Below are 23,084 nucleotides of genomic sequence, written 5' to 3'. Positions count from 1 at the left end.
TCACCCTTCGAGATGCCGGCGTGGCCGCCTGAGGCGCAGCGCGCCGCCGGCGCGTCCAAAAATCAGCGAGAAGAAATAGGCCAGTCCGGCCGCGAGGATGATCGCCGGTCCCGTCGGCGCGCCGGTTTCGTTGGAAAAGACCAGCCCCGCATAGACGCAGAGCGCGGCCACGAGCGCGGCGAGCGGCAAAGCGACCGAAAGCTCGTGCGTCCAGAGGCGCGCGGCGGCGGCGGGCAACATGATCAGGCCGACCGCCATGAGCGTCCCGAGGGCCTGAAAGCCCGCGACCAGATTGAGCACGACGAGCCCGAGAAAGAGCGAGGGCACGAATTCGCCGAAACGCGTGGTCTGGCGCAGGAACAGCGGATCGAGCGTGTCCATCACCAGCGCGCGGTAGAAGACGGCGAGGGCGAAAAGCGTGAGCGTGGAGACCCCCGCGAGCAGGTAGAGCGAGGCGTCGTCGAGGCCGAAGACCGAGCCGAAGAGCACATGCAGCAGATCGACGCTGGAGCCGCGCAGCGAGACGAGCACCACGCCGAGCGCCAGCGAGACGAGGTAGAAGGCCGCGAGAGAGGCGTCTTCGCGCAGCGTTGTGAAACGGGAGGCGGCGCCGGTGGCGAGCGCCACCAGGAGGCCCGCGACGAGGCCGCCGAAGGTCATGGCCGGCAGGGACAGGCCCGCGACGAGATAGCCGACGGCGGCGCCCGGCAGAACCGCGTGGGAGAGCGCGTCGCCCGCAAGCGACATGCGCCGCAGGATGAGAAAGACGCCGAGCGGCGCGCCCGACACCGCGAGCGCCAGCGCGCCGACGAGCGCGCGGCGCATGAATTCGTAATCGAGGAACGGGGCGACGAAGATTTCAGTGAACATGCGCCGCGTCCTCGTCGCGCAGACATTCGCGGGCCTGCCGATCATAGGCTTCGGACATGGCGCGCGCCCGCGCCAGGTTTTCGGCGCAGAGCGCGGCGCGGGTCTCGCCCCAGGCGATGCGCTCGCGGGCGAGAAGCAGCGTCTGCGGAAAGGCGCGGCGGGCGAGGTCGAGTTCGTGCAGAACGGCGACCACCGTGCGGCCCTCCGCGCGCCATTGCGCGACGAGGGCGAGAAGATCCTGCGTCGTCGCCTCGTCGATGGCGCCGAAGGGCTCGTCGAGCAGAATCACGCGCTGATCCTGCACGATGAGACGCGCGAACAGGACGCGCTGCATCTGGCCGCCCGAGAGCGTGTCGATCGGGCGATCGTCCATGCCGCCCATGCCGACGCGGTCGAGCGCCTGCGCCGTGCGCGCGCGCTCGGCGGCGTCGATGCGCCCGAAAAGCCCGACCCGGCGCATGGCGCCCATGGCGATGAAATCGCGCACATTGATGGGGAAAGAGCGGTCCACCTCGAGGAGCTGGGGCAGATAGGCCGTCTCCCGCGCCGACGCGCCCGCCCGCTCGATGCGGCCGCCGAGGGGCGCGAGCAGGCCGGCGAGCGCCTTGAGAAGCGTGGATTTGCCTGCGCCGTTCGGACCGCAGACCGCGAGCCCCTCTCCCGGCGCGATCTCGCCATAGAGATGATGCACGGCGGGTCGCCGGTCGTAGCCGAGCGTCAGATTGACGAGACGAATGGCGCCCGGGGCGGCGGTCAGGCTCAATGGAGCGCCCAATAGACCCCCGCCCAGAGCAGGGCGGCGGCGACAGAGGCCCCTATGAGCCGGGCGCCAGACGAGGCCTCGAGCAGAGACGCGCGCGCGGGCAGGGCGCGCGAGGCGGCCTGGCGCAATCGGTCATGCTCCGCGGCGCCCAGCGATTCGCCGCTGGCGCTGTCATGGGCGTGGCTATGGCCTTGAGTGGTCGCGTCGGTCATGTCAAAACGTTATAATATAACGCGAGGGCAGAACAAGGCCCCGGTTTGTCCGCCGCCGGCCGCCGTTTTTGGCCCCTTGCGGATGGACAGGGCGCAGCGACTCTGCTATTCCCCGAGCACGGGTCAGGCGCTCCGCAAGCGCCCGGAGACCTATTCCCTATTCGGACTGCTCGGCTTCAGATGATGCGCCGGGTCGCCCCACAAAAGCAGGATGGTTTCGTGCAAGTTCTCGTTCGCGACAACAATGTCGATCAGGCTCTGAAGGCGCTGAAGAAGAAGATGCAGCGCGAAGGCATCTTCCGCGAGATGAAGCTGCGCGGCCATTATGAAAAGCCCTCCGAGAAGCGCGCCCGCGAGAAGGCCGAGGCCGTCCGCCGCGCCCGCAAGCTCGCCCGTAAGAAGCTGCAGCGCGAAGGCCTGCTGCCGGTGAAGGCGAAGGCTACCGGCCGCTAAGGCTTTTTTTGCCGTTTGGTAAACGCTTTTTTAAGAGCCGGCCCGGCAAAAACGGGCTCGTTTGGAAGCGTTGAAGGACGAGAGGGTTTCAGACATGGGCTTTCGCCTTACGGCTTGCCGCTGGCTTTCGCTCGGCGGCGCGGCGCTGTCTGTCCTCGCGCTCGGCGGCTGCGAGACGGCGAGCGGCATCCGTCCTCCGGGCCGGGGCATCGCCGAGATCGCGGACACGGACGCCAAATCCGCTTCGGCGAATATCGAGTCCCTCTCGGAGGTCATCCGGCGCAATCCGAACAGCGCGGAGGCCTATAACACGCGCGGCGTCGCCTATGCCCGCGTCGGCTCCTTTCAGGAGGCGATCGCCGATTTTACCCAGGCGACGAAGCTCGATCCCAATAACGCCGCCGCCTATACCAATCGTGCGCTCGCCAGCCGCCAGGCTGGGCAGAACGAAGCGGCTCGCGCCGATTTCGACCGTGCGGTTCAGGCCAATCCCAATCATGCCCCCGCCTATGTCGGCCGCGCCAACCTGCTGCGCGCCCAGGGCAATCTCGATCAGGCGCTCTCGGACCTGGACACGGCGATCCGCCTCAATCCTGAAAATGCGCAAGCCTTCCACGCGCGCGGGCTGATCCATCAGAAGCGCGGCGACAACGCCCGCGCCGTCACCGATTTCGACAATGCGATCGACCGCGACCCCTTCGCGGCTGCGCCCTACCAGGCGCGTGGCGAGAGCTTCGTAGCGCTCGGCAAATATGACAAGGCGATCGAGGACTTCAACGCCGCGCTGAACGTCGACAACAAGAACGCGCTCGCCTGGGCCTGGCTCGGCGTCGCCTATGACAAGAGCGGAAACCGCGCCAAGGCGGTGGATAATTACCAGCGCGCCTTGCAACTCGATCCCCAGCAGCCGATCGCCAAACAGGGCCTGCGGGGCTAGCCGGCGGAAATCTCCTTTGGGAATTGCTCTCGGGAGGGCGTGGGCTTTCCCGCGACGCGCCCGCGCGCCTGGCGATGCGGCCCCGGATTGCTGCGTCGGCTCCGCCTCTCGCAATCACGGGGCTCTGATTCCATCAGGACTGCGTCTTGATCCCGATGAAGGTTCCGCGCATGTCGGTGTGATAATACCCTTCCGTCATGCTTTTCGCCATCTCCTCGCCGAGGCCGTCGAATTGCTCGAGGACCAGATCGAAGCCGGCGTCACGGATCGTCTGGAGAAGATATTCTCTCTGAATCCAGAATGAACGCGTGTTGTCCCAGGAGGACCAGCGATGATCTTCCCGCTTGCGGAAGGAGTCCTTGTCGGTAAATTCGGCGAACCAGCGACCCGGCAGGCCCTCATTCGTCGTCAGCGGCGACAGATTGTGGGTCGCATGCTCGACATCGTAAGCGGCGGCGAAATGGGTCTGGAAGATTGCGATCTTGCTGGTCACGGACGAGACCATCTCGATGAACTTGCGCGGTTGGTCGAGATGATACAGCAGGCCGCAGCAGAACACGCCGTCGAACGTCCCGTATTTGGGCAAATTCCAGGCGTTGTCCTTCACGAAGGTCAGATTCGGCAGGTTCGTTTTCGACCTGACGGATTCGCAGGCGGCGAAATTCGATTCCCTGACTTCCAGCCCCGTGACCGAAAAGCCCAGCCTCGCGAATTCGACCGAATATCCACCCTCCAGACAGCCCAGATCGGCGATGCGAACGCTTCCCCTGTCAGCCGGGAAGACCGTGGTCAGGAGACGGCGCGCCGCAAGAAACCACGGGAGCTCATCCATCGGCGGGACGTCGGGCTTGGTGAAGCTGCCGTCGTCGAGACGAATGTTGTGGGCGGTAAAAGTCGGAACGCCCTGAGCCTGGCCCTGACCGATCAACTTGCGAAGACTGAAGAATGACAACTTGTCTGCCCGCTTTCTATTGAGATTCAGGGAAAGAAATTAGCAGAGGGGCCAAGCCCCGGCAACCTGGGCGACCTCATCGCGAACGAACCGAGGCGTGCGCTTCTTGAAGCAGCGACGGCGGACGGTCGTTCGAATCTCTAGCTGCGACGCTTTTCCCCGTCGCGCTGATCGTCCCGCCACTGGCGATAGGCCTGTATCAGAAAGGCCAGGGCGAGCACGATGACCGCGCCGCCGATGCATAGGGCGCGTTCGAGCGAGGCATGATCGAACCCTTGCAGTCTTTCGAGAAGCGCCGGGTCGGTCGCGGCCATGTCGCCGGCGACCCAGCCCAGCAGGCCCGCTCCCGCCCAGACCAGCGCCGGGAAACGCTCGAGAACCTTCAGCAGGAAGCCGGCGCCGAACATGACGATCGGAACGGAGAGCGCGAGGCCGAAGACGATGAGATGGGTGGAGCCGCGCGCCGCGGCCGCGATGGCGAGCACATTGTCGAGCGACATGACGGCGTCCGCCATGATGATCGACGTCACCGCGCCAATGAGATCGGGTTTGGCCTTTACGTCCGAATGTTCCGTCTCGTCGATGAGCAGCTTCACCGCGACGAAGAGCAGGAGCAGCGAGCCGAACGCTTTCAGATAGGGAATGCTCATCATCTGCACGACGAGCAGCGTGAAGATCACGCGCAGGACGACGCCGCCGAGCGCGCCCAGAAACACGCCCCATCGCCGCTGCTTGACGGGCAGGCTGCGGCAGGCGAGCGCGATGAGGATCGCGTTGTCGCCGGAGAGCAGAATATTGATCCAGATGATCTCGAGGACTTCCCAGCCGATGGTGAGTTGCAAGTCCATGGATTCCTTCCTGCGGGGGCGGCTGCGCGCCACTTGATTAGCCTGTTTCGCCGCGGGGCGAAAGCTTCGGCTTTTCTACGCCTTTTCCGCCGGATCTGGGCGAAACCTTCAGCCCTTCGCCGTCTGCGCGGGGAACATTCGAAGGCGACGACAGGTTCACTGGGCTCAGCGGACCTCAAAAAAGGTTCACAAGCGGCTTCGAGGAGGCGACGATGGGAACGGCGATGCAAGGCGGCAATCTGATCTCCAGCGAGAACGTCGAAGGCACGGCCGTTTATGATCCTTCCGGCAACAAGATCGGTCAGATCGACCACCTGATGATCGACAAGGTCTCGGGCGTCATCCGCTATGCGATCATGACGTTCGGCGGCTTCCTCGGCATCGGCGAGGGTGAGCATCCGCTGCCGTGGAAGGCTTTCAAATACGACACGAACCTCGGCGGATATGTGACGAGCGTCACCGAGGACCAGCTCAAGAATGCGCCGGAATACACGGATCAGAGCTGGTCGGATCGCAATTGGGAAGAGCGTCTTCATCAGCATTTCGGCTCGCGTCCCTATTGGGAAGAGAGCGGCGCCGGCTCCATGGGCTCCTCCGCGAGCGCACAGTCAGGCCGTGGAACCGACCAGACCGCCGGGTTCTGAGCAAACGACACATGGGCAGGGCCGCCGCGGGGCGGCCTTGTCTTGTACGTGGGTTGCGCGTCTTTGACGCGCTCGTTTTTTCTTGTTCCGGCGCATTGAAGACGCACAAGCGGCCAGCGGCTGCCTCGAAGGATTCTGCCGCGCTCGGCCTGCCTTTGGAGGGTTTCAGGCGGGATCGAGGTCGACCTCGAGCGCGCGTCCGTCGTGCGCCGTCACGCGCGCATCTATCATGCGGCCGGGGTCGAGGCCCGGCGTGCGCGCCAGCGTGAAATCCGCCGCGCGCGCCATGCCGCCGCGTTCGACGAGCAGGCGCAGGGTCTTTCCCCGCTGCGCCTCGAGATGGCGCATGAGCGCCTGTTCGCCTGCTTCCCGCAGCCGCGCCGCTCGCGCCCTGGCGACGTCGCGCGCGACCTGCGGCATGCGCGCCGCCGGCGTGCCGGGTCGCGGCGAGAAGGGGAAGACATGGAGATGCGTGAGGCCGCAGTCGGCGACGAGCGCCAGCGTCCCGGCGAACATTTCTTCCGTCTCCGTCGGAAAGCCCGCGATGAAGTCGGCGCCGAAGACGATGTCGGGCCGGGCGGCGCGCATGTCGTCACAAAAGCGGATGGCGTCGGCGCGCGAATGGCGCCGCTTCATGCGCTTGAGGATGAGATCGTCGCCGGACTGAAGCGAGAGATGCAGGTGCGGGCACAGGCGCTCTTCCTCCTCGAGCGCGGCGAGGAGATCGTCGTCGACCTCGATGCAGTCGATGGAGGAGAGGCGCAGTCGGGCGAGGTCCTTCACCTCGCGCAGCAGGCGGCGCACGAGTCCGCCGAGCTTCAGGCCACCGGCGTCGTAGCTCGTGAGGTCGACGCCGGTGAGCACGATCTCCTGCTTGCCCCTCTCGACGAGCGCGCGCGCCTGCGCCACCGCCTCCTGCGGCGACACCGATCGCGCGGCCCCACGCCCGGCCGGAATGATGCAGAAGGTGCAACTGTGATCGCAGCCATTCTGTACGGCGAGGAAGCCGCGCGTGCCTTCCTCCGCGGCCGCCGCGCGGTTTTCCGGCTGCTCGGCGACGACCTCGGCGACGCCCGGCATGGCCGCGAAGCTTTCGGGATCGATGCGCGCCGCGCAGCCGGCGACGACGATCCGCGCCTCTGGCCTGTCGCGATGCAGGCGGCGGATGGCTTGCCGCGCCTGTCGCGTCGCCTCGCTGGTGACGGCGCAGGTGTTGACGACGAATGTGTCGGGCGCGCCCGCGTGCTGGCGCGCCAGCTCTTCGGAATCCACCATGTTCAGCCGGCAGCCGAAGGTAATCGTCTTCCCCTGTCGCGCCGGGGCGCTCACGCTGCCGTCCCCTCGAAAAGGGCGGTCGTCAGCCGCGCCTCGAATTCGAATTCCACGGGGCCTGTCATCATCACGTGGTTATCCGCGCGCCATTCGACATGGAGATCCCCGCCCGGCAGGCGCAGCCGCGCGCGCCTTGCGCTCGATCCGGCGCGCGCGGCGGCGACGAGCGTGGCGCAGGCCGCGGAGCCGCAGGCCTTGGTCGCGCCCGTGCCTCGCTCCCAGACGCGCAGCAAAATGTCGTCTGGGGCGACGATCTGCGCGAAGGAGATATTGGCGCGCTCGGGAAAGATCGGATGGGTTTCAAGCGCCGGGCCCAGCGTTTCGAGCGAGACGGCGCGCGCATCCGGCACGAAGAACACCGCATGCGGATTGCCCATGCTGACCGCGGAAAATTGCGAGGGCGCGCCCGGAACGGGGGGCTCCAGCGCCACGGCGCGCGTGTCGGCCGCGCGCGCCAGCGGAATTTCGCGCCAGTCGAGCCGGGGCTCGCCCATGTCGACGGTGAAAACGGTCTCGCCCTCGCGCCGCGTCTCGATCCGGCCGGCGTCGGTGGCGAGCGCCAGCCGTTCCTTCCCCTCGCGCGCCAGAGCATAGGCGACGCAGCGCGTTCCATTGCCGCAGGCGCCGGAGAGCGAGCCGTCGACATTGTAGATGCGCATGAAGGCGTCGTCGCCCGGCGCGCGCGGATCGTGCAGCGCCATGAGCTGGTCGAAGCGCAGGCCCGGCGCTGCGGCGATGGCGCGCGCCTCCTGGGGCGCGAGCACATGGTCGAGCCCGCGCAGGTCGAGCACCAGAATTTCATTGCCCGCGCCATTCATGCGCAGGATGGGGCGATTGTCGAGCGGATGCGGCATTCGATCCTTCCAGGCGGCGACCCGTATATAGAGACTGCGCCGCCCAAGGGCTACTTCGATGCGGGCTACTTGGATGCGGGCTACTTCGATGCGCCGGCTTTGCCACGCCCTTACCTCTGTCGCATTTTGACGCCAGGAAGGCAGGCGATTCGCTTGAGACGCGGAAGGACGCATCGAGGCATGGACGAGGAACCCGGTCTGATCGACAGCTTGCGGACGCATTGGCGGCCGCTGGCGATTTTCACGCTGCTGGTCGCGGCGGCGGCGATCTTCGCCGAGCGCCGCTTCGCCGCCGTTCCCGAGGAAGGGGCGGAGAAACCGGCCGCCGCGACGCCGGCCGTAAAGCCCGAGGCCGCTTCGCCGCAGGCGCAGGACGAGGCCGCGAAGCCCGCGACGCCCGACGCCGCGCCCGCGGTCGCGAGCGAGACGGTCACGGTCGACGCCCGGCCGGCGGCGATCCTGAAGGGCCAGGGCAAATGGGAGGGCGCCGCCAAGACGCTTTCCGAGGCGATCCGGAAGCTCAACGCCGCCGTCGCAAAGGCGGGCCTCACGGTCAATGGCCGGACCATCGCCGTCTTCACCAAGACGGACGATACGGGCTTCACCTTCGAGGCCATGGCTCCGCTCGGCGCCGCGCCCGAAGGCAAGCCCAAGCTCGCCGACGGGGTGGAGATCGGCTCATCGCCCTCGGGCAAGGCGATGAAATTCCAGCATCGCGGCGCCTATGACGAGATCGACGCCACTTATGAGGCGATCGCCGCCTATCTCGACGAGAAGGGGCTCGACACCAAGGACCTCATCATCGAGGAGTATCTGAACGATTTCAAAGGCGACGACGCCGAAGTGGATGTCGATATCTACGTCTTCCTGAAATAGGGGCCGGCGGCCCCTTGGCCTTGGGGATGCCCGGCGCCAGTTGGGGGCGTAACCAGGAGAACAGGATGGATCGGGAAAGCGCGGTGCGCCACAACCCTCAAAAGAGCCGCTTCGAACTGTTGGTCGACGGCGAGCTGGCGATCGCAGACTATGTTCTGCGCGATGGGGTAATGGATTTCACCCACACCGAAACGCCCCCCGCGCTACAGGGCCGAGGCATTGCCTCGCAGCTTGTGGGGGGCGCGCTGCGCTCGGCGCAGGAGCAGGGGCTCAAGATAAGGGCGAGCTGCTCCTTCGTTGCGGCTTTCCTGAAGCAGCATCCAGAGTTTGCCCATTTGCAGGGGTGAACGGCCGCCGCCGCGCGGAAGCCATGCGGTTGCGACTCGCCCCCTCCAGTCCGGGCGGCCGCTTCAGGCCGACTCCGCGTCGCTGGCCAGCTCCAGCCATTGCTCTTCCGCGCTGGCGAGCGCGCGGGCGAGCTCCTCGCGCTGCGCCGCGAGCTTCGCCGCCTCCTGGGGGTTGCGCGTGAAGGCGTCGGGGGCCGCAAGCGCCTCGTCCACGCGAGCCAGGAGGCCGGCGAATTTTTCGACCTTCTCCTCCGCGGCCGCGAGCTTGCGCCTCATCTGTCCGGCGTCCCGGCGCTTCGGCGCGGCGGAGGACGATGCGGGGACCGCTTCGCGCTTGGGCTCCTCGCCCTTGGTCTTCGACAGAACGAGGCGCGCATAATCATCCATGTCGCCGTCGAAGGGACGCACGGTCCCTTCGTCCACGAGCCAGAGCCGGTCGGCGCAGGCTTCGAGCAGATAGCGATCATGCGACACCAGCACCACCGCGCCCTCATATTCATTGATCGCCTCGATCAGGGCGGCGCGGCTGTCGATGTCCAGATGGTTGGTGGGCTCGTCCAGAATCAGCAAATGGGGGGCGTTGAAGGAGGCGACCCCGAGAAGGAGGCGCGCCTTCTCGCCGCCCGAGAGATGCGCGACCTTGGTGTCCGCGCGCGCGCCGGAAAATCCGGTCTGCGCCGCCCGCGACCGCACGCGCGCCTCCGGCGCGTCCGGCATCAGCCGCGAGAAGACGAGATAGGGCGTGTCCTCTTCGTTGAGATCGTCGATCTGGTGCTGCGCGAAGAAGCCGGCTTCGAGCTTCGCGGCGCGGACCGTTCGGCCGTCCATCGGCGAAAGCCGTCCGCCGAGCAATTTGGCGAAGGTGGATTTGCCATTGCCATTGGCGCCGAGAAGGCCGATGCGGTCGTCGTTGGAGAGCGACAGCGTCAGGCGCGAGAGCACGACGCGCGCGCCATAGCCGACGGAAACCCGCTCCAGCGCCACGATCGGCGGTGAGAGCGGCTTTTCGGGCGAGGGCAGGTGGATGGGAAGGACGCTGTCGTCGACGATGGCGGCGACGGGCTCCATCTTCTCGAGCATCTTGAGGCGCGACTGCGCCTGCCGCGCCTTGGTGGCCTTGGCGCGGAAACGATCGACGAAATCCTGGAGATGCTTGCGCCGCTCCTCCTGTTTCCGCGCGCCCTTGGCGGCGATGAGTTGCGCCTCGCGCCGCTGTTTCTCGAAGGATGAATAGTCGCCCTTGTAGAGGGCGAGCTTGCCGCGCTCGAGATGCAGAATATGCGTCGCGACGGCGTCGAGCAGATCGCGATCGTGGCTGATGACCAGCACGCTCGCGGGGTAGCGCGCGAGATAATCCACGAGCCACAGAGTGCCCTCGAGGTCGAGATAGTTCGTCGGCTCGTCGAGCAGCAGCAAATCGGGCTGGGAGAAGAGCACCGCCGCCAGCGCGACGCGCATGCGCCAGCCGCCCGAGAATTCCGACAGGGGCCGGCGCTGGGCGGCGTCGTCGAAGCCGAGACCATGGAGAATCGCCGCGGCGCGGGCCGGCGCGGAATGGGCGTCGATGTCCGCCAGGCGGGTCTGGATGTCGGCGATGTCATGGGCGTCATGGGCGGTCTCGGCGCGGGCCAGGAGCTCCGCGCGTTCAAGATCCGCCGCCAGCACGAAATCGATGAGGCGCGTCGGCCCGCCGGGCGCCTCCTGCTCCACGCGGCCGAGCCGCGTGCGCGCGGGCAGGGAGATGGAGCCGGACTCGGCCGAGATTTCGCCGGCGATCAGGCGGAAGAGCGTGGTCTTGCCGGCGCCGTTGCGGCCGACGAAGCCGGCGCGGCATCGCCCCGGGAGAAAGACGCCCGCATGGTCGAATATGAGCCGGTCGCCAATCCGGTAGGTAAGGTCGTTGATGGTGAGCATGGTCGGGAAGCCCAGTAACAGGCCGCGGCCGGCGCCGCCAGATGCGTGTTTGGCCATGGCGCGCGTCGGCGGGCCTTGGCTGGCCCCGCCGCGGCCAATCGCTGCTGCGGCAAGTGGCCCTGTTATTGCTTGGCCTGTGAGGCCGCTGAGACAAAGGGGAGAGCCCGAGGCAGTTCAACCCGAGAAGCGAGGTTCGCTCATGCACCCCGACATGGAAACCTATCTGTGGATCACATTGAAGGCCTTCGGTTTCGCGCTCGTGGGCATCTACGCCACGCGCCTCGGCCTCTATGCCTATGAAGCGATTAGGTGGGGCATTTGAGATTGCGGCGCGCGAGCCCTGCCGAGCAAAATGCTCGCCGACAAGGCTTGTCTTACCGGCCGCGCGCCTCTATACAGCCCTCGCTGCGCCGCTTCACGCCGCGCAGGCCCGCGCCCATCGTCTAGAGGCCTAGGACGTCGCCCTTTCACGGCGAAAACAGGGGTTCGAATCCCCTTGGGCGCGCCAATGAAATCAATCAGTTAGGAGCCTTTTTCGAGCTAAAAAGGCTTCGATTTGTCTTTTATTTGTGCAATACGCTGGGGCGGATCAGGACGCAGTTTTGCGCAACCCGGCGAAGGCGAGTGACATTCTAGCGGCGGGGGGCGATCCGGCCCTTGCTTTTCAATGCTTTACGAGCGGTTTTCTCGCAAAACCCCTGAAAACGGGGTACCGGTTACTTGCTCTTCGGATGCGTCGGCTTCGGCTTCTCGGCCGGATGCTGCGCGACGCCTTCCGGCGGCTTCGGTTTGTCCGGCGCCGGCTTGCTCGCCGCCGGCGGCGTTGCGGGCGTGCTGGCCTTCAAGCGCTGCGGATCGTCGGAAATGCCCATCATGCCGCCAGCGGGGGCCGCCTGCGTCACGACAAAGGACGTCGGCACGAAATAGTCGACGTTCGTTCCCGCCGGTCACGTCCTGCTCGGCCCCCGTGCGCTTATCACGCCAAACGAACTTGCCGACCTCGACGCCATAAGCGCCGGCGATATCAGTGGCGGCTTTTTGCACTAACGATCGTGCGAGGGATGCTAGTGAAAAACTGCCCTAAGACGAGCGGCGCGTTCTGAACGTTCACTTGTGCGAGGTTGCGAAGCATGGCGGCGTGTCCTTTGTACGAAGCTCTGCCAATTTGCAACGCTAGAATTCTCAAAGTGGCCGGCGGGCGAAGAGGCCCCACCCTTAAAGCCGCCCGCCCGCTCTCGACCCAACTGGAGGCACGAAAGGGCCTTCGTCCTGAACCAGCCGCATCGGCGCGGAGGCTTAATTGAGTCTCTCGCTCTGGATAAATTGCGATGGTAAGGTTGAAGCGCTTGCAGTGGCTAGCGTAAGCATGCACTAGCGGCATCGCGGCGGTGAAGGGACCGGCGGAGCCTGACGAAACCCCCAACCAGACGTCAGTGAGCATGGGCCAAGGCCATGGACGGCGCGTGCTCGGCTCGGAGACTTTTTCCCTGCAATGAAGGCCCAACACTCACGCGCCGGGGGCGCCAAGTCCGCCTCTGCGGAGGCCCATCAGCGGCGCGTGCGATCCACTCGGGCTGATGTAGCTGGCACGTGACGACTCCCCCCTAGCGGCGGCCAGAGGGCGACAGCGGCAGGGGAAATAGGCTGGCTCTATGTCAGAACGCAACGAATAGCGGCTACGCAGGAAGCTGCTCCCATTTGAAGCGTTTTTCCGACTGGCGTCACGGGGAGCGCCCCGAGGCAAGCCGACGGCGAGAGCCGACGAGAGAGGACGGCGCCATCGATCCCGCGGACCGCTGGCGGATGTCTTCTCTCGTCGGGGCAGCTTTTGTTCGCGGCCGTCGCGACGATCCGCAACGACCGAAACCGGCGCTCTTAGAACTGTCCGTAGCGTTGGTGACCCGGACAGATTGTGGAGCGGTCAAAACGGCCCGCGAACAGGTAGGGGAACAGCTTGTTGGCCTCGGCGTCTTGGAATTCGGCGAGAACAGAAGTGCCCAGGATGGGGTTAGAGTACACGCTCCACGCGCCATACAGTGGCTTTACGACCGAGAGCTCAGCCCAGGGGTCGTCAAGGGAGGGTTCCATGGCGATCGATTTGATCGCACCGGGCTCACAGACTTCAAAAGCGTTCACGTTGTCGTAATTCAGCAGACGCGCCCTCGAAAGCATGATGCCGTCCGCCGGGACGCTGCCCACCCTCAGCTCGGTGGTAAATACAAAGCAACTCCCTCTCTCTTTCGCACCTCGCTTTGCCTTCGCTGCCTTTGCGAGTTCTGGCATCCCTGGCGGATTGAGCTCGACCTCGACATCGAAGATGCGTCTGCCCTTGGCTTCGACGAAGGCGCGGGCGTAATCGTCGGTGCGTTCGACGATGATCCGCTCGCATAATTTCTTTGGCAGGCCGGAACCCTCGCGCCCTGTGCACAACCCCATTAGCGCCCCTGGACCGCTGAGCTGGAGATTGAGTAGTGTGATGCCGGGTATCTCACGATAGCGGCATAGCAGCCCGATGCAGGCTTCCATGTACCATGGGGCGAATGTGGGCTCGCGAATGTTAACCACATAGGCGGATACGACTGGGTGCTGCGGGTCGATCAGCTCAAGCGGTGGGGGTAGGATCCGGCGCGCAACGGCCGGGTCGGTCTCCCAAGACAGGAGAAGGCCCTCGCAATTTTTCATTTCCGGGTTTTTCATAAACCCTGCGAGCTGCTCTGTCGGGACGAAGAAACTGCCGTTTTTCATAATGCTTTCTCCCTCTAATTTTTTGTTTGTCAGAGAGCCACCTCGCCAGCGCGGCGCTTTCGGGCCGCCTCGGCCAGGATTTTGTCCCACATGTCCGAAAAATCGGGATTGAGGCCGTATCTTGCGCTAACAGCGTCCCCTTTTTCGCCAAGCGCTAGCCTGTCTCCGATTACGAGCCGCTCGTTCTTCGCCACGCCGGCCAGGATCGCCTGCGCAGACAGTTCCGGAGTCTGGGCCGTGGGAGGCATCGCTTTGCCCTGGAAGATCGCCGTGGCAGTCGTGCCCGGCGTCGCGGAGGTGACGCGAATGGCTTCATCCCAGAGCTCGGCGCGCAGGGCGAGCGTCATGCCGTTCAGCGCCGCCTTGGTGGCGGCATACATTGTTTGTTCTGGCATCGGATAGAAGGCGATGCCCGAAATAATATTGACGATGTGGCCGCCGCCTTGCTTGCGCAGGATCGGCAGCACGGCGCGGACGCCATAGAGCGCACCGTAGAAATTGAGCGCGAAGGCCTTGGCCCAGTCGTCATTGGTGAGCTGATCGAACGCCCCGGCTAGACCGGCGCCCGCATTGTTGAATAGCAGGTCGATCCGCCCGCCGAACTCTTCGGCCTTATGGATCATTTGGCGGACGTCATCTTCCTTCGTCACATTGCAGTGCAGCCCCAGAACCTTGTCAGGGTAAGCCAACTTTAATCGAGCCGCTTCGCGATTGAGATTCTCGTCATTGAAGTCGGCCATGATCACTTTCTTGGCGCCATAGGAGAGCATTGTCTCCACAAGGGCCAAGCCGATGCCGGACGCCGCGCCGGTTACGACTGCGACTTTGTCTTTGTAATAGTCACTCGGAGTGCTCATGGGTGTTTCCTTCTTCGAAATCACTATGACCCGAACTTTGTGAAATGATTTGCGTGCTGACGATGTCTCTGAGAACGCGCCTCAACCCTCCTGTCTTCTCCTCAGCAGCTCAGGGCTCGAATACGAACGCCTGGCCGTAGGCATCCTGCGTCGAATCGACGATCCTTCCACCGCGCACCGCGTCGCCAATCACGCGCGCGTCAGGAAAAGCCGCCTTGAAGCGATCGACGACGTCCTGACGCGGCCGCACGCCCATGGCGAGAATTACGGTGTCCGCCGGCACGAAAACAGACGCTCCGCTCACCAGCGACTGAAGCTCCACGCCTTCAGGCGTGATCTCCAAAAGCTTGTGACTCGTCAAATAGGTCGGCTTAAACGGCTCCATGCGCTGTTTCAGATCGAGAATGTTTGGCAAATAGGTACCCGCGCCGACCTGTGGAAGCATGTCCGCGACGGTCGTTTTATGGCCGGCCATCAGCACCGCCTCCGCCGTCTCGAGGCCGGTCATGCCCGAACCGACGACGAGACAATCGCCGGTGACCTCTGCGGGCAAGAAATCGGCTTTGGCGGCGGGCGCAGAAATGTCTTTGACCGCATCTCCCGTCTCTCCCGCACCGACAACCACGACGTTACCTCTCATGTCGGCTTGTCCCAGCAGCACACTCTCGGCGGTAAAGACGTTCTTCCCATCGAGGCCCGGGACCGCCGGCAGGAAGGGTTGGGCGCCGCAGGCGATGAATACGCCGCAAGGAGAAAGCGCCTGAACTTGCTCGATGGTCGCTTCTTCGCCGAGGCGCAACTCCAGCCTCTTCTCTTCGGCCTGCGCGATCATCGAGTCGACGAAGCGCGTGATCTTCTCGCGGCCGGGCGCCTTGTCTGCGACGTTGAGCGCCCCGCCGAGGCGGCGCGCTGAATCGAAGATCACGGGATGAAAACCCCGCTCATGCAGGACCATGGCCGCCGTGAGCCCTGCGGGGCCTCCGCCGATTACCGCCACCTTTCGATCCGCACCATTGCGATTGGGCTCGGCAAACTCGCGCTCCCGCCCCGTCGTCGGATTGACCGAGCACTTGACGTGCCGAGGCGCTACGATCTCCTCGAAGCATACGAGGCAGCCGATACACTTCGTGATCGTCTCGGCCCTTCCGGCCTTCGCCTTGCGACACCAAGCGGGATCGGCGAGATGCCCGCGCGCGATGCCCACGAGATCGCAGCATCCCTCTTGAAGAATCGCCTCCGCTACATCCGGCTCCTTGATATTCGCGACTGCGATCACCGGGACCTGCACATGCTTCTTGATCTCGGCGGCCATATATTTCTTCCAGCCCTGATCAAACGTGCCCGGCTCGATGCAGGCCAGGGCGCCGGAGACGCTTTCGCCGATCGCGCTGCTAATGTCGAGAAAGTCGACCCCGGCCCTTTCCAGCGCCACGGCGATGCGGCAACTCGCGGCGAGGTCATTCCCCTTGTCTCCAACGAACTCCTCAGCCGACAGACGCACGCCGAGGGGAAAGTTCTTGCCGCAGGCATCACGTATGCCCGAGACAATCTCGAGCAAAAATCGCATGCGATTCTCGAAATTGCCGCCGTAGCTATCCTCGCGCCGGTTGAGGTAAGGCGACAGAAAGCAATTGATCAAATAGCCGTGAGCGCCATGCAGCTCGACGCCGTCAGCCCCGGCTTGTTGTGCGACCATTGCGCCAATCACGAAGGCTTGTCTGATTTTCTCGATCTCGGGGATCGTAAGAGCGCGGGGCGCTGGACCACCGCCGATGCGCTCAACCGCTGAAGCGGAGACAGCCTGCTCGCTTCCTAACGCGCGACCAGGATGCTGGAGCTGCAGGAACATCTTGGCGCCGTATTTGTGCACCGTGTCCATCAGCCTCGCGAGCCCGACGACATCATCACGGCCCCTTGCGGCGAGCTGGCAACACTCGCTCGCGCCCGCTCCATCCATGACGCGGCAGACGCCACTGATGATCAGTCCGACGCCGCCGCGCGCGCGCGCCTCATAGAAGGCAATAATGTCGTCATTAACGCCTCCGCCCCTAGCTGCGAGCTCGACGCCCATAGCTGTCATCGCAACGCGGTTCTTGATTTCAAGGCGCCCGATGCGCACCGGGCTGAAGAGCTTTTCATACATTTCTCTTCCTCACATGAACTGAAAGAAAGCACTCGTGGGATTAACCTACTGTAAAATCAAGCATGGCGACTCCTACTGCAGATGTCCGCTGAATTGAGTCTTCTTTAGCCATTACCGTCTGACCGGGTTCTGCACCTAAAAATATAAGTTATGGTGCCACGCGCTGCAGCCCTATACGAAAAGAAACGAGAAACAGCGACCTTTCGCCGCATAGTAAAGCGCGGCTCCGTTGCATCAAAGTGCTTCTCACTTTTGCAAGTCGTTCGCTGCCCGTCTCGCTTTTTGCTCCCGCCGCTTTTTTGTCGCGGCGCGCCTGCAACTCTCGTCGACACGATCGCTTTTTTTGGCAGACAGCAGAGTTGGCGACCCTCTGCAACACAGAGTCGAAGCCATTTGAGAGCCCGCACAGCCTACTAACTGGGAGAAATCGGAGAGCGTCATGAACATCGATGATATTCGTCACGTATTTGTCATTGGCTCCGGCACGATGGGGCGACAAATCGCGCTGCGTTGCGCCTCGGATGGCTATCAAGTAACCGTCTATGATATCTCGCCGGAGGCTTTGCAAAAGGCTGCCGAACAATTGCGGAAGGATGCTGCCGAGGCAGTAGAAGAAAAATGGCTAACCGCGGATCGTTCGGCGGCCGCCCTCTCCCGCATCCGTTTCACGAACAATCCGCAAGATGCCGCGAACGCCGATCTTGTAAGCGAGTCCGTTCCCGAAGATCCCGAGGTGAAGACGAAGGTGTTCGCGCAATTTGCGCAGATTTGTCCGCCCCGTACGATCTTCACCACCAACACGTCCACATTAGCCCCGTCTCTCTATGCGAGCGTCACCGGTCGGCCTGATCGCTTCGCCGCAATGCACTTCTATAACGTGTGGATGGCGAGGCTTTTGGACATCATGCCACACCCTGGAACGAGTCACGAAACGATTGAATTGCTTCGGGTCTTTGCCAAGAAGATCGGCCAAGCCCCCATGGTCTTTAAGACCGAATTCCCCGGCTACGTCGGCAACAACTTCATGGGGGCGTTTAGCGGCGCGGCAAACAGGCTTGTTCTACAGCGGGGCGTCGCGTTTGAAGACGTCGATCGCGCAGCAATGGGCATCCTGGGAATGAGGATGGGACCATTCGGAATTTTCGATTTCGACGCCTTGGATTTCATATTACACCAAATGGAAAATGCGGCCCAAGCCGGCGATTCGCTCTCTCGCGCCGCCGCAGACTGGCTCAAGAGGGAATACGTCGACAAAGGGCTGCTCGGCAAAAAGAGCGGAAAGGGATTTTACACCTATCCGAACCCAGCTTTTAAGCAGCCTGGATTTCTGGATTTCGATAAGGAGCGCCTTCGCGGTGTCGCAGATGCGTTGATAACGCCTATGAAAGAAGTCGCTCTCAAGGTCGTCAACCGCGGCATAGCGTCCGTTGAAGACACTGATCGCGCGGTGATGATCTTCTTTAACATGCCGATGGGCTGCTTTGGGCTTTTCGACCGCGACGGCCTCGATTCCCTCCAGCGGGATCTTCAAGCCAAAGCCGAGATGACCGGCGAGTCGGAAGACCAGGCCATCGCTCGCTGGCTGAAAAAAGACTTTGTCGACAAGGGGCTGCTGGGCAAGAAGAGCGGGCGCGGGTTCTATACCTATCCTAATCCGGCTTTCTCCCGACCGGATTTCTTGACCGGCGATTGAGAAGCCGACAAGGCGCAAGGCGCGGCGTGTTTTCCAACTACCGCGCCATTTCGCCGCGGTCGTCGAGGTGCGAGCCAAGGCTTCCGTTCGCACCGCGTCTCGCTCGGAGTGGGGGCGGCGTTTTATCTCAAGCCGCTCAATGGGGGCGCTGGCGAAAGACGGCAGACCTGAGATTCTCTTCTCAGGTCGAAGGGCAGCGTCGCCAGCGTCAACTCGCACGCGCTCTGTTGGATGCGAAGGTTATCCCGCGAGATCCACCCGGATTGTGTTGTCGTCTGGTTTGCTGAATGAGCTCGCGACCAACGACCCACCCGTGCCTCTAAGGATCGGAAGGAACTTGTCGAGCTTTGTTTGCTTGACCAGGACGAAGATAACCGCGCTTCCTGCTGGAAGCTCGGTGATAACTTGATTCAAAGCGTTCTCGTCAAACTCGACATTCTGCCATGCTACGGAGAGCTGAGTGAACCAGTTTGGAGCTGGGTAGCCCATCACAGATGTCAACAAATGCCACATTCTCCCAGGTTCAAACAAGTGAATAAGTTTCAGTGTGCCATCAGATCTTTTGGCGACGATCAGCGCGTCTGACAGAGTTATGGCGTGTTCGCCGGGGAGTTGTAGCATTTTATCGCGAACGCCTTCCGCCTGTTCTTCCGTGGCGAAACGAATTACCAAGAAGTTTCTTTAACGTCCTTTGTTGCTAGCATGTAGGGATGCGATGATACGCGAAACTTGAAGACACCAACAGACGACTGGCGCCAACCTGCCTGCTAGAGGGATCTCCGGGCAGTTCCTGATACGGATTAATGCCTAGCGGAGGCGTTCCAAGAGGATGGCAGGAATTTAGACGAAACTCCGCGAAGAAGGTCGCGCCTCTGAGTGCTACTGTGTCAGAAGACCACAAATGACCTGAGCGTGACGGCGTTCGCCCAAGGAATGTTCGGGCGGTAGCCCGGATTTGGAATGGCCGTGTAACCGGCGTCGAATACGATCTTTCCTGGGATCAGAACGAACCGGTAGGTGATCTGGTACATCCGCTCCGTCGAATTCAGGCGCGTCTGCGATACATAAGGAGAAATCGGCCAACCCCACGGAGCAGGGAGGGGTGAGGCGAAAACCGTACCGGCAATCGCACCTTGGTTCAGTCGGCTCCAGGCGAAGCCGAAACTGATCGTGTCCTGGGGCCTGATCGGGACGAGACCGAGCGCCGTGACGCCGCCTCCGAGATAGTGTTGCACCGCGCTGGTCTGAGACGGGGAATATCCAAAATTCGCCCAGCCGACGAGGCCTCTCGGATCCGTGTCGTTAAGATACCAAAGCCGTTGGTTAGCGACCGCAAAAAATCCCCTGGCGCCGTGCTCCAACAGGACCCCTCCTTTAATTGGGTCCAGCATGCCCGTAGCCATTAATCCCGATTGCTTCCAGAAGCCCCCCGAAATGCGCCCCGCCTTTCGTTCCTCGCCGAGCTCCCAGGAGAGGCTGGCCTCGGCGATTTGAAAGGTGTTCTCGTTGAGGTTCGGACCAATTCTAGGACCCGTCTCGTAGCGGATGCCATTTCCGTCGAAGAAGCCGTACTTTGCATAAATGGCGGGCGTGGGCTGGACCGTCACGATCGCGCCCCAGGCCGTGTTCGCATATGTGGGGAGCTTGCCCTGGAAGATCGGGAGGTAGCCAACTGGGACAAAGAAGAGATCACTGATCGTCCATGCCATCCTGCTTGGATCTTGGGGGATCGTAGGAGGATAGTTCGGCTGGGCGAATTCCGCGGCGCCCATGATCTTGCCGACCTTGATAATTAGTCTGTCGTCGAGCAGCCTCTGCCGCCAGTAAACCTCGTAAAGCTCGAGACGATGTCGTCCGTATTTCTCGCTCCAAGCATTGACGGAATCGTACCCCTGGATTGAGCCCGCGTATTGCGAAGCTTTGCCGCCTTCGTATTGAATCATCGAGCTGAAAAGCTCTCCTCCGGGGATCGGGGCGAACGGGAAGAGCCGTTCCATGTCGAGCGCGGCGTTGAAACCAAACACCCGCTCGCCGGAACTCGTATTCGGCTTGAGCCCCCCTGATGTAAGCCTGTTGCCGATAAAACTAGCTATTCCACCAATTTGAAGCGGCGCGTCGGCGGGTAATCCGAGGGACTTCTGCAGAACGCCGGACGATACAAGGCCAGAAATCGTATTCAGATTGGCAGGGACGTTAAGTGCCGGCTTTGGCAGCGCGGCTTCCTCAGTCCTTTGTGCGCCGCCAGCGTGCTTGCCGCCAGATGCGGGCTGGCAACCTGGTTGTGGTTCATGGAAAGTCTTGGGATCAAGGAACCACCTGCAGCTCTCATGCGGCGGGCTCGTCGGCGCTGAGGAGTCAACAACGGCGCCTCGCTCTTGGGAGTCCTGACCCGCATTCGCCTCCTCGGCAAATGCACTTGAACCATTCAGCCCCAAATACGGAGCGATGACAAATGCAGAGATCACAAAGCGCGATAACGTTTGTAATGCGCCTCTTGGTTTCACGCTTTGCAAGGCGCGCAGAGGAATCGAAATGCCCATCGGGTTGCCTCAAATGCTACGCGCAAAATCAGTAATCCGACAATCATTTTCATAAGCTTCAAGGCTAGTAAAGGGCGCTGGTTGCGTAAGTTCTCATCACGCATCTAGGCAGATGCAACGATGCGAACGTTTCAAACCGCCTAAGCCGCTAATATCCTTAGCCGGTTTTCAATGGACCCCCAAAGTCCCCAGAAATCTGGGAGGAAGGACAACGGGCGGAGGTGTGTCGGAGATGCAACAAGGTGCGGCTCAAACGTAGGGAAAAACTTGCTTAAAAAGAAGCGTACTCAACCGTCTGAAGAGCAAGGGTTCCGGAAAAAGAGCCACATTGAAGCCGACGCATGCTTCGACTGGGAGTAGATGTGTCGGTGCGTGTTTTCGCCGCACACGCACGCGGCGGCGCGGCGCTTGTCTTTTATGAGAACACGCATAGCCTTACTTATAATTTCGAGATGGAAGAACCGTTACCATACACAGGTAAAGTAGCTGCTAGCCGGCGCTTTTTTTGAGGCCAAAAAATGCAACAGGAATCAGACGTTTCAGTAGACGTCGCTATACTGCTCGTTCTGGGAATCTTCAGTCTCGTTCTGGGGGCGCGCATTTTTTCCACGAGTTCATGGCCTCCGCAAAGTGCATATGGGCTTTTTATTGTAGTTTCCGCCACCCATTCATTGACTTTAGGCAAAACCCCGTTTGGGGATCTGCGACGCTCCTGGAGCCTGATAACTTTAAGTTTTCTTGTGGCGGCCTATGGAATGTACGTTGCCTGGGTGCCGGCCAATCCAGATTTCGTGCGGAGAGTCGTTGGGGCGATTCTCTTTATCGGGGGATCGGTCCGTCTCGTCGGGCTATTCGTGGATAGGGCCGCCGCCAGGAATTGGCTTTCAATTGGGGGGGTCCTAATCTCGCTCACAATTGCCTGCTCGATCGTCTACGCTTTGACCGCAATTCTGGGAGCCTTGACACTCTTGGGGATCTTAGCTCCGACGACAACAGCGATCCTCCTTCTTCTTTTTACCATGAGTCTCTTTTACGTCGCCCACTGCCTGGAACAGGTCGATCGGCTCTATCCGATGGATGAAGGTAGAGAAACCGCAACTGGCGACTTTGGTTGGGTCAGGCAAGCAACTCTCTCAAACTCTCAGGCGTTCAGTTTTCTCATGGGAACGTTCTTCCTATGTCTAGGATTTCTTCTTTCATTGGTGTCGGTAGGGTTGCTGCCATTTTCCCCAGACGGCCAAATAGCGACGATACTCACCGTCGTCGCTGTTCAGATTATGTCGACGAGGGACGCAAGACATCCGGACGCCAAGCAGTCTGGCAGTGTGCTAATAATAGGAGTAGTTCTCGCGGGATTAGGGGCCGTCTCAGCAACATTCCCCGGCGCACTCACCGGCGTCCTTTCAGCTTTATTTGCGATCGCGAACTTGATTAGTGGAGCGATTGGGCTTGCGGCTGGATTCCGCTCTGGAGCAGAAGCGGAGCGCTCTGTCGTGGCCTCTGAGTTGCGGCGCGTGCACGCAATTCAGACAGTTACTAGCTTCCTTATGTTGTTGCTTGGCCTGAGTTTCCTAGCTAAAATCGTATGGCCATCTGTTTTTGGTCATCCATTGCTGTCGTTGGCAGCGGCCGGGATTCTCATGGTTACCGGCTTTCTATATTTTGCGCGAACAGTGCTTCTGATGCGCGTCGAACGACATCAGTCCCGCCGTGTTGCAGAAGCCCAGTTGGCTCAGGCGTAACACATATATTCTTGAGCCCAGGCTATTCGCCGTCGAACCGGCCGCCGGAATATCGCGCAGGGATTTCTAATGCACTGGGGTTATCGAGTTGAATCTTCGCCGCATGCAAAAAGTAAACCCTGGCACTTATCCCAAGCGTAATAATGCTGAGCGGAACCCCTCACACGAGTGACAAAATCTGACGCTTGAAGTGCTGTTTCGGATTCCCTGTTTCTGATTTGCGTGCGAGTCTGGCGCATGCGCACGGGAATTTTCATCAAGGTTTCGGCCGCTGATAGCAAGCGTCTGCAGGCTATCGTCAAAGACCGCAATGCTGCGCAAAAGCATGCGTAGCAAGCCAAGATGGTCTTGTTGTCCGCTGC

General features: G+C 62.1%; 21 protein-coding genes, 1 tRNA gene and 1 pseudogene. 9 read left to right on the top strand and 14 right to left on the bottom strand.

The genetic code is table 11. The features are described 5' to 3' along the window. From WOC76_RS15810 to WOC76_RS15800, 3 genes are read right to left on the bottom strand one after another with little or no spacing between them, the layout of a single operon-like run. The gene (locus tag WOC76_RS15810) at nt 1-870 is read right to left on the bottom strand and encodes a metal ABC transporter permease (protein WP_341105515.1); all 870 of its coding nucleotides are present in this window, start codon (nt 868-870) and stop codon (nt 1-3) included. Next, complete coding sequence (locus WOC76_RS15805) at nt 860-1,633, bottom strand: metal ABC transporter ATP-binding protein (protein ID WP_445730614.1); 774 nt, start codon at nt 1,631-1,633, stop codon at nt 860-862. Before WOC76_RS15805 ends, WOC76_RS15810 begins: the two co-directional genes overlap by 11 nt. Further along, on the bottom strand, nt 1,630-1,845 hold the full coding sequence (locus WOC76_RS15800; protein ID WP_341105517.1) for a hypothetical protein: 216 nt from the start codon (nt 1,843-1,845) through the stop codon (nt 1,630-1,632). Before WOC76_RS15800 ends, WOC76_RS15805 begins: the two co-directional genes overlap by 4 nt. Nucleotides 1,846-2,064: 219 nt before the next feature. Here WOC76_RS15800 and rpsU point away from each other — a divergent pair. Both rpsU and WOC76_RS15790 read left to right on the top strand, forming a co-directional pair. Beyond that, a pseudogene (gene rpsU, locus WOC76_RS15795) lies at nt 2,065-2,283 on the top strand (30S ribosomal protein S21); the annotation flags it as partial. Nucleotides 2,284-2,392: 109 nt separating this feature from the next. Next, nucleotides 2,393-3,235 (top strand): tetratricopeptide repeat protein, encoded by an 843-nt coding sequence (locus tag WOC76_RS15790; RefSeq protein WP_341105523.1) that lies wholly within the window; start codon nt 2,393-2,395, stop codon nt 3,233-3,235. A gap of 133 nt (nt 3,236-3,368) precedes the next feature. Here the strand turns inward: WOC76_RS15790 and WOC76_RS15785 are convergent, their stop codons facing one another. Together WOC76_RS15785 and WOC76_RS15780 are read right to left on the bottom strand one after the other, a co-directional pair. Further along, nucleotides 3,369-4,187 carry a class I SAM-dependent methyltransferase gene (locus WOC76_RS15785; protein ID WP_341105524.1) on the bottom strand — a complete coding sequence of 273 codons (819 nt, stop codon included), beginning with the start codon at nt 4,185-4,187 and terminating at the stop codon, nt 3,369-3,371. A 140-nt stretch (nt 4,188-4,327) separates the two neighbouring features. Continuing rightward, the gene (locus WOC76_RS15780; RefSeq protein WP_341105526.1) at nt 4,328-5,035 is read right to left on the bottom strand and encodes a TerC family protein; all 708 of its coding nucleotides are present in this window, start codon (nt 5,033-5,035) and stop codon (nt 4,328-4,330) included. Between the two features lie 212 nt (nt 5,036-5,247). On the opposite strand from WOC76_RS15780, the gene WOC76_RS15775 reads away from it, so the two are divergent. After that, nucleotides 5,248-5,679 (top strand): PRC-barrel domain-containing protein, encoded by a 432-nt coding sequence (locus WOC76_RS15775; protein WP_341105528.1) that lies wholly within the window; start codon nt 5,248-5,250, stop codon nt 5,677-5,679. 165 nt (nt 5,680-5,844) lie between these two features. On the opposite strand, the gene WOC76_RS15770 is transcribed toward WOC76_RS15775, so the two are convergent. Then, complete coding sequence (locus tag WOC76_RS15770; protein WP_341105530.1) at nt 5,845-7,008, bottom strand: MiaB/RimO family radical SAM methylthiotransferase; 1,164 nt, start codon at nt 7,006-7,008, stop codon at nt 5,845-5,847. After that, nucleotides 7,005-7,865 carry a diaminopimelate epimerase gene (gene dapF, locus WOC76_RS15765; protein WP_341388958.1) on the bottom strand — a complete coding sequence of 287 codons (861 nt, stop codon included), beginning with the start codon at nt 7,863-7,865 and terminating at the stop codon, nt 7,005-7,007. Before dapF ends, WOC76_RS15770 begins: the two co-directional genes overlap by 4 nt. A 180-nt stretch (nt 7,866-8,045) precedes the next feature. Here dapF and WOC76_RS15760 point away from each other — a divergent pair, with 180 nt between their 5' ends. Both WOC76_RS15760 and WOC76_RS15755 read left to right on the top strand, forming a co-directional pair. Further along, a complete protein-coding gene (locus WOC76_RS15760) occupies nt 8,046-8,741 on the top strand; it encodes a GyrI-like domain-containing protein (RefSeq protein ID WP_341105532.1) in 696 nt (231 codons plus the stop codon). Between the two features lie 65 nt (nt 8,742-8,806). Continuing rightward, nucleotides 8,807-9,088 (top strand): GNAT family N-acetyltransferase, encoded by a 282-nt coding sequence (locus WOC76_RS15755; RefSeq protein WP_341105534.1) that lies wholly within the window; start codon nt 8,807-8,809, stop codon nt 9,086-9,088. Nucleotides 9,089-9,151: 63 nt separating this feature from the next. Here the strand turns inward: WOC76_RS15755 and WOC76_RS15750 are convergent, their stop codons facing one another. Beyond that, nucleotides 9,152-11,002: an ABC-F family ATP-binding cassette domain-containing protein gene (locus WOC76_RS15750; RefSeq protein ID WP_341108749.1), complete on the bottom strand. Its 1,851-nt coding sequence runs from the start codon at nt 11,000-11,002 to the stop codon at nt 9,152-9,154. Nucleotides 11,003-11,201: 199 nt separating this feature from the next. On the opposite strand from WOC76_RS15750, the gene WOC76_RS15745 reads away from it, so the two are divergent. Both WOC76_RS15745 and WOC76_RS15740 read left to right on the top strand, forming a co-directional pair. Then, the gene (locus WOC76_RS15745) at nt 11,202-11,324 is read left to right on the top strand and encodes a hypothetical protein (RefSeq protein WP_341105536.1); all 123 of its coding nucleotides are present in this window, start codon (nt 11,202-11,204) and stop codon (nt 11,322-11,324) included. A gap of 110 nt (nt 11,325-11,434) precedes the next feature. Then, nucleotides 11,435-11,510 (top strand) — tRNA-Glu (locus WOC76_RS15740). Between the two features lie 208 nt (nt 11,511-11,718). On the opposite strand, the gene WOC76_RS15735 is transcribed toward WOC76_RS15740, so the two are convergent. From WOC76_RS15735 to WOC76_RS15720, 4 genes are all read right to left on the bottom strand, one after another. After that, nucleotides 11,719-11,922 carry a hypothetical protein gene (locus tag WOC76_RS15735; protein WP_341105537.1) on the bottom strand — a complete coding sequence of 68 codons (204 nt, stop codon included), beginning with the start codon at nt 11,920-11,922 and terminating at the stop codon, nt 11,719-11,721. A 955-nt stretch (nt 11,923-12,877) separates the two neighbouring features. Beyond that, complete coding sequence (locus tag WOC76_RS15730; protein WP_341105540.1) at nt 12,878-13,747, bottom strand: acetoacetate decarboxylase family protein; 870 nt, start codon at nt 13,745-13,747, stop codon at nt 12,878-12,880. A gap of 29 nt (nt 13,748-13,776) precedes the next feature. Further along, nucleotides 13,777-14,628 carry an SDR family NAD(P)-dependent oxidoreductase gene (locus tag WOC76_RS15725; RefSeq protein WP_341105542.1) on the bottom strand — a complete coding sequence of 284 codons (852 nt, stop codon included), beginning with the start codon at nt 14,626-14,628 and terminating at the stop codon, nt 13,777-13,779. Nucleotides 14,629-14,713: 85 nt separating this feature from the next. Further along, nucleotides 14,714-16,747 (bottom strand): oxidoreductase, encoded by a 2,034-nt coding sequence (locus tag WOC76_RS15720; RefSeq protein WP_341431488.1) that lies wholly within the window; start codon nt 16,745-16,747, stop codon nt 14,714-14,716. Nucleotides 16,748-17,186: 439 nt separating this feature from the next. Here WOC76_RS15720 and WOC76_RS15715 point away from each other — a divergent pair, with 439 nt between their 5' ends. Next, the gene (locus WOC76_RS15715; RefSeq protein WP_341105545.1) at nt 17,187-18,440 is read left to right on the top strand and encodes a 3-hydroxyacyl-CoA dehydrogenase NAD-binding domain-containing protein; all 1,254 of its coding nucleotides are present in this window, start codon (nt 17,187-17,189) and stop codon (nt 18,438-18,440) included. A 240-nt stretch (nt 18,441-18,680) separates the two neighbouring features. Here WOC76_RS15715 and WOC76_RS15710 read toward each other — a convergent pair whose 3' ends face one another. Further along, nucleotides 18,681-19,112, bottom strand: coding sequence for a DUF1269 domain-containing protein (locus WOC76_RS15710; RefSeq protein WP_341105546.1), 432 nt, complete (start codon nt 19,110-19,112; stop codon nt 18,681-18,683). Between the two features lie 215 nt (nt 19,113-19,327). Beyond that, nucleotides 19,328-20,980, bottom strand: a complete 1,653-nt coding sequence (locus WOC76_RS15705) for a carbohydrate porin (RefSeq protein ID WP_341431487.1) — start codon at nt 20,978-20,980, stop codon at nt 19,328-19,330. A gap of 518 nt (nt 20,981-21,498) precedes the next feature. On the opposite strand from WOC76_RS15705, the gene WOC76_RS15700 reads away from it, so the two are divergent. Beyond that, entirely contained in the window at nt 21,499-22,722 is a 1,224-nt protein-coding gene (locus tag WOC76_RS15700) for a hypothetical protein (protein ID WP_341388946.1), read from the top strand. Nucleotides 22,723-23,084 lie beyond the last annotated feature (362 nt).

The organism is Methylocystis sp. IM3, from assembly GCF_038070105.1.
Classification (GTDB): Bacteria; Pseudomonadota; Alphaproteobacteria; order Rhizobiales; family Beijerinckiaceae; genus Methylocystis.
The sequence above is the reverse complement of the archived record's forward strand: the minus strand, read 5'-3'. Positions and strand labels throughout refer to the sequence as shown.

Bases quoted from the DNA above. Each gene is read 5' to 3' on its own strand.
- WOC76_RS15810 (WP_341105515.1), bottom strand. From the start codon at position 870: ATGTTCACTGAAATCTTCGTCGCCCCGTTCCTCGATTACGAATTCATG.
- WOC76_RS15800 (WP_341105517.1), bottom strand. From the start codon at position 1,845: ATGACCGACGCGACCACTCAAGGCCATAGCCACGCCCATGACAGCGCC.
- WOC76_RS15790 (WP_341105523.1), top strand. From the start codon at position 2,393: ATGGGCTTTCGCCTTACGGCTTGCCGCTGGCTTTCGCTCGGCGGCGCG.
- WOC76_RS15780 (WP_341105526.1), bottom strand. From the start codon at position 5,035: ATGGACTTGCAACTCACCATCGGCTGGGAAGTCCTCGAGATCATCTGG.
- WOC76_RS15775 (WP_341105528.1), top strand. From the start codon at position 5,248: ATGGGAACGGCGATGCAAGGCGGCAATCTGATCTCCAGCGAGAACGTC.
- dapF (WP_341388958.1), bottom strand. From the start codon at position 7,865: ATGCCGCATCCGCTCGACAATCGCCCCATCCTGCGCATGAATGGCGCG.
- WOC76_RS15760 (WP_341105532.1), top strand. From the start codon at position 8,046: ATGGACGAGGAACCCGGTCTGATCGACAGCTTGCGGACGCATTGGCGG.
- WOC76_RS15755 (WP_341105534.1), top strand. From the start codon at position 8,807: ATGGATCGGGAAAGCGCGGTGCGCCACAACCCTCAAAAGAGCCGCTTC.
- WOC76_RS15750 (WP_341108749.1), bottom strand. From the start codon at position 11,002: ATGCTCACCATCAACGACCTTACCTACCGGATTGGCGACCGGCTCATA.
- WOC76_RS15745 (WP_341105536.1), top strand. From the start codon at position 11,202: ATGCACCCCGACATGGAAACCTATCTGTGGATCACATTGAAGGCCTTC.
- WOC76_RS15730 (WP_341105540.1), bottom strand. From the start codon at position 13,747: ATGAAAAACGGCAGTTTCTTCGTCCCGACAGAGCAGCTCGCAGGGTTT.
- WOC76_RS15720 (WP_341431488.1), bottom strand. From the start codon at position 16,747: ATGTATGAAAAGCTCTTCAGCCCGGTGCGCATCGGGCGCCTTGAAATC.
- WOC76_RS15715 (WP_341105545.1), top strand. From the start codon at position 17,187: ATGAACATCGATGATATTCGTCACGTATTTGTCATTGGCTCCGGCACG.
- WOC76_RS15705 (WP_341431487.1), bottom strand. From the start codon at position 20,980: ATGGGCATTTCGATTCCTCTGCGCGCCTTGCAAAGCGTGAAACCAAGA.
- WOC76_RS15700 (WP_341388946.1), top strand. From the start codon at position 21,499: ATGCAACAGGAATCAGACGTTTCAGTAGACGTCGCTATACTGCTCGTT.